Here is a 5,382-nt window from a genome sequence, read left to right as displayed (position 1 = left end):
CGTCGCCCCCGCGGTGCCACGGCCGCGGCGCACGGGCCCGCACGACGCCTGCACCTCGTGGGCCAGGCGCACGACGTCGGCCCGGACGCGTTCCTGGGCGGCCATCCGGCGCGCGGCCGCGGCGTCGAGCGCGGCGCGCAGCGCGTCGACGCCCTCACCGGTGCGCGCGGAGACGTCGAGCACGCGGACCCCGGCCAGGCCGTCCTGGGCCAGCAGCCGTTCCAGGTCCGCGTGGCACGCGCGCCGCTCGGCGTCGGAGAGCCGGTCCACCTGGTTGAGGACCACGAGCACGACGTCCCGGTGCTCCGCCAGGCCGCGCAGGTAGCGCTCGTGGACCGCGGCGTCGGCGTACTTCTGCGGGTCGAGGACCCAGACCATCAGGTCCACGAGCGCCACCAGCCGCTCGGCCTCGAGCCGGTGCTCCGTGCGGACGGAGTCGTGGTCCGGCAGGTCGAGCAGGATGAGCCCGCCCGCCCGGTCGCCCGCCGCACCGGGCGAGGGCTCCGCGAGCTGGTGCCGGCGGCGCACCTCGAGCCAGTCGAGCAGCGCCGCCGACCCCTCCTGGCCGCGCACCACCGCGAGCGCCTCCGACGTCGTCGGGCGCAGCACGTCGACGGCGGCGAGCGGCTCCCCCACCAGGGCGTTGAGCAGCGACGACTTGCCCGAGCCCGTGGCGCCCGCGAGCGCCGCGACCGTGTGGTCCCCCGAGAGCCGCAGCCGGCGCCCGGCGCGCTCCTCGAGCACGCTCGCGGCGTCGACGACGTCGCCGGGGAGCACGTCGGCGCCCGCGCGCACCGCCTCGGTGAGCGCGTCGAGGCGCTCCGCGACGCTCAGACCTCCCACAGCCGCCGCCACCATCCGCGCAGCCCACCCGGTTCGCCCTGCCCGTCGACGTCGCCCGGCTCACCGGGGCCGGCGGCGACGTCCGCCAGGGCGGCGTCCGCCGCGGCGACCTCGGTCTCGGCCTCGGCGACGGGTGCCGCGAGCGCGACCTGCTGCGCCGCCAGGCGGATCGTCTCGCCGGCCCGCGGGGTGAGGTCCAGCGCGTCGAGTCCGGACGTGAACCGGTCCGCCTCCTCGTCGAGCAGCCGGCTCATGCGGGCCGCGAGGTCCTCCTGCGCCGTCCGGGTCAGCCGCCGCACCGCGTCGTCCCCGAACACGGCCTCCAGGAGGCGCTGGGCGAGGACCACCGTGCCGCCGGCGACCCCGACCTCGGCCGTGGTCAGCCCGCCGGTCGAGGCGAAGATCGCGACCATGAGCGCCGCCCCCAGCCCGTTGACGCCGAACGACAGGACGCGTGCCGTGAGGCGCCTGTCGGCGCCCTCCGTGGAGACGAGGTCGAGCACGCCGGCCTGCCAGGCGCGCACCTCGGCGCTGATGCGCTCCCGCAGGTCGACCGAGGAGCGGCTGAGCCGCAGGCCGTCCACGAGCCGGCGGCCCGCCGGGTCGGCGCGCCACGCGGCGTAGGTGCGGTCCGCCGCGCGGTCCGCCGCGTCCTGCACGAGGTCGACGAGGCCGTGGCCGATCGCGGCGGTGACGGGCTCCGGGGCGGGCCGGCCGCGCAGGAAGGCGCTCAGCCGGTCGCGCCACGTGCTCACGCGGCTCTCGATCGCCCGGAACAGCTCGCCCGTGCCGACGAACTCCTGCCAGCGCGAGAGGACCTCGCCGCGCAGCATGGTGCCGTCCTGGGTGGCCGTCTCGACGTCGCGGGCGGCCTCCCGGTAGGCGGCGGCGGTCATCTCCCGCAGGCGGGCGACGTGCGCCACCTGCGCGTCGGCGGCGTCCGCCAGCGCGGGAGCGCGCGCCACGACGTCGTCGACGGCGCCGCGCACGGTGCGGCGGACGACGGCCTGGCGGGCGGCGGCGTCGCCCGCGACCCGGTGCAGCCAGCCGGACAGCTCGGCGACGGCGTCGCGCGGCAGCAGACCGGCGTCCAGGCGCGACTCCGCGACCGCGAAGATGCGCGTGTCCGCCAGCCCGCGCTCCGTCAGCATCCCGGCGAGGTGCTCGCGGACGGCCGCCTCGGCACCGGGGTCGACGCGGTTGAGCACCATCGCCACCACCGCCCGCCGCCGCGCGGCGTCGGCGAGCAGGTCCCACGGCACCGCGTCGGCGTACCGCGCCGCCGTCGTGACGAAGACCCACAGGTCCGCGGCGCCGAGCAGCTCCTCGCCGAGCTCACGGTTCGCCGCGACGACGGAGTCGATGTCCGGCGCGTCCAGCAGCGCGATCCCCCGCGGGACGGCCGGGTCGGGCGCCAGGCGCAGCGCGCGTCCCTCGGCGTCCGGGCCGGTGACGCGGGGCAGGCGAGGCAGCACGCGGTCGGTGCTGAACCAGGCGGTGTCGTCGGGGTGGTGCACGAGCACGGGCGACCGGGTCGTGGGTCGCAGCACGCCCGCGGGCGTCACCTGCGCGCCCACGATGCTGTTGACCAGGGTGGACTTGCCTGCGCCGGTCGAGCCGCCCACGACGGCCAGCAGCGGTGCGCCGAGCTGGCGCACGCGCGGGACGAGGTAGTCGTCGAGGTGGTCGACGAGCGCAGCCGCCGCGCGCCGGTCCTCAGCGGCCCCCGGCAGGTCGAGGGGCAGCCGCAGCTCGGCGACCGCCGAGCGCAGCGCGCCCAGGCCGGTGGCGAGCCGCTCGGCACCCTCGTCCGTCCACGTCACGCGCGCTCCCGTCGTCGGCGTCCCGGTCAGTCTCGCGCAGCCGGTCCGATCATGCAGCAGGGCCGGGCTCCGAGGAGCCCGACCCTGCTGCCGGTCGAGGCCGTTCGCGTCAGTCGCGCGTGAGCTTGCGGTACGTCACGCGGTGCGGGCGCGCGGCGTCGGCGCCGAGGCGCTCGACCTTGTTCGCCTCGTACGCCTCGAAGTTGCCCTCGAACCAGTACCAGCGGGCCGGGTCCTCCTCGGTCCCCTCGTAGGCGAGGATGTGCGTCGCGACCCGGTCGAGGAACCACCGGTCGTGGGAGACCACGACGGCGCAGCCCGGGAACTCGAGCAGCGCGTTCTCGAGGGAGCCGAGGGTCTCGACGTCGAGGTCGTTGGTCGGCTCGTCGAGCAGCAGGACGTTGCCGCCCTGCTGGAGCGTCAGCGCCAGGTTGAGGCGGTTGCGCTCACCGCCGGACAGCACGCCGGCCGGCTTCTGCTGGTCCGGACCCTTGAACCCGAACGCCGCGACGTAGGCGCGGGACGGCATCTCGACGTTGCCGACCTTGATGAAGTCGAGCCCGCCCGAGACGACCTCCCACAGGGTCTTCTTCGGGTCGATGCCGCCGCGCGACTGGTCGACGTAGGACAGCTTGACCGTCTCGCCGACCCGCAGGTCACCGGCGTCGAGCGGCTCGAGGCCGACGATCGTCTTGAACAGCGTCGTCTTGCCGACGCCGTTCGGGCCGATGACGCCGACGATGCCGTTGCGCGGCAGGGAGAACGACAACCCGTCGATCAGCACGCGGTCGTCGAAGCCCTTGCGCAGGTCCTTCGCCTCGATGACCACGCTGCCGAGCCGGGGGCCCGGCGGGATCTGGATCTCCTCGAAGTCCAGCTTGCGCGTGCGGTCCGCCTCCGCGGCCATCTCCTCGTACCGGGCGAGGCGGGCCTTGGACTTGGTCTGGCGGCCCTTGGCCGACGAGCGCACCCACTCGAGCTCGTCCTTGAGACGCTTCGCGAGCTTGGCGTCCTTCTTGCCCTGGACCTCCAGGCGCGCCTGCTTCTTCTCCAGGTACGTCGAGTAGTTGCCCTCGTACGGGTACAGGCGACCGCGGTCGACCTCGGCGATCCACTCCGCGACGTGGTCGAGGAAGTACCGGTCGTGGGTCACGGCCAGGACCGCGCCCTCGTACTGCGACAGGTGCTGCTCGAGCCAGAGCACGCTCTCGGCGTCGAGGTGGTTGGTGGGCTCGTCGAGCAGCAGCAGGTCCGGCTTCTCGAGGAGCAGCTTGCACAGGGCGACGCGGCGCCGCTCACCGCCGGAGAGCACCGACACGTCGGCGTCCGGGGGCGGGCAGCGCAGCGCGTCCATCGCCTGCTCGAGCTGCGAGTCGAGGTCCCACGCGTTGGCGGCGTCGATCGCCTCCTGCAGCTTGCCCATCTCGTCGAGCAGCGCGTCGTAGTCGGCGTCGGGCGACGCCATCTCCTCGGAGATCTGGTTGAACCGGTCGAGCTTGTCCTTGATCTCCCGCACGCCGTCCTCGACGTTGCCGAGCACCGTCTTGGACTCGTCGAGCGGGGGCTCCTGCAGCAGGATGCCGACGGTGTAGCCGGGCGAGAGCCGCGCCTCACCGTTCGACGGCTGCTCCAGGCCCGCCATGATCTTGAGGATCGTGGACTTGCCCGCGCCGTTGGGACCGACGACGCCGATCTTGGCGCCGGGGTAGAAGCTCATGGTGACGTCGTCGAGGATGACCTTGTCACCGTGCGCCTTGCGCGCCTTGTACATGGTGTAGATGAACTCAGCCACGCAGATCTGCTCCTGCTCGTCTCGAGGGCGTCGGGGTCCGGCCAGGTCGCGATCACTGGCGCCGGAACACCCGCCAGCCTACGGCGTCCGTGCGCCGCCGTCCGCGTCCACCAGGTCCTCGAGCCGGGTCGACGACCCGTCCGCCGCCGCACCGTCCGGCTCCTCGCTGCCGTCCCGCTCCTCGGCGTCGTCGGGTGCGGGCGCGCCGTCCGTCGCCCACGGGTCCTCGGTGTCGGGCAGCGGGGCGGCCGCGCCGTCCGCGTCGCGCGCGGCAGCCGCCGGCTCCCCGGGGGCCGTGCGGACGACGCGGGCGAACCGCGTCCGGCCGCGCGTGAGGTCGTGCCCCAGGGCCGAGGCCTCGAGCACGAGCGTGGTGCGGGGGCCGTTCTCCCCCTGCCACTCCTCGGTCTGCAGCCGACCGTGCACGAGCATCGGGTCGCCCTTGCGGACCGACTCGGCGACGTTGTGGGCGACGTCCCGGAACGCCTTGACGGTGATCCACTCGGTGCGACCGTCGGCCCACCCACCCGTGCGGCTGTCGAACCGCCGCGGGGTCGTCGCGAGGCGGAAGCTCGTGTAGGGCACCCCGGTGCCGTGGATCTCCTTGGGCGGGGTCGCCACCCAGCCGACGACGGTCACCGACAGTCCTTGCGCGTTCATCAGGTCCTCCTGTCCCCCGCCGGTCGCTCCGGCGGCGGGACCACGGTCGCGCGCCTCGCGTGGGCGCGGCGGGAGGGACCCGTCAGCCTGTGGACAGGCCGTCGAGGTGTCGACCTGTGGACGACACCGCGGACGGCGCCGTCGCCTCGCGGGCCGCCCGGTGCTCACCGAGCACCGCCGCGACGGGGACCACGAGGCGCTCGTCGACCACGCGGCCGATCGCCTCGCGCGCGGCCGCCGCCGCGGACTGCGCGTCGCGCTGCG

General features: G+C 75.1%; 5 protein-coding genes. All 5 read right to left on the bottom strand.

What is annotated here, in order from left to right; all coding sequences use genetic code 11:
* Positions 1 to 843: GTPase (locus IDM29_RS14465; RefSeq protein WP_309232746.1), on the bottom strand; the 843-nt coding region annotated here is incomplete at its 3' end.
* Positions 831 to 2,666, bottom strand: a complete 1,836-nt coding sequence (locus IDM29_RS14460; protein ID WP_255491801.1) for a dynamin family protein — start codon at positions 2,664 to 2,666, stop codon at positions 831 to 833. The genes IDM29_RS14465 and IDM29_RS14460, both read right to left, overlap by 13 nt.
* A 109-nt stretch (positions 2,667 to 2,775) precedes the next feature.
* Complete coding sequence (gene ettA, locus IDM29_RS14455; RefSeq protein WP_182113478.1) at positions 2,776 to 4,458, bottom strand: energy-dependent translational throttle protein EttA; 1,683 nt, start codon at positions 4,456 to 4,458, stop codon at positions 2,776 to 2,778.
* Between the two features lie 78 nt (positions 4,459 to 4,536).
* The gene (locus IDM29_RS14450) at positions 4,537 to 5,118 is read right to left on the bottom strand and encodes a single-stranded DNA-binding protein (protein ID WP_182113477.1); all 582 of its coding nucleotides are present in this window, start codon (positions 5,116 to 5,118) and stop codon (positions 4,537 to 4,539) included.
* Between the two features lie 82 nt (positions 5,119 to 5,200).
* A partial coding sequence (locus tag IDM29_RS14445; protein WP_188037691.1) for a hypothetical protein occupies positions 5,201 to 5,382 on the bottom strand: 182 nt, incomplete at its 5' end.

This window comes from Actinotalea sp. JY-7885, assembly GCF_014525465.1.
Classification (GTDB): Bacteria; Actinomycetota; Actinomycetes; order Actinomycetales; family Cellulomonadaceae; genus Actinotalea.
This window is presented reverse-complemented; position numbering and strand designations above follow the sequence as displayed.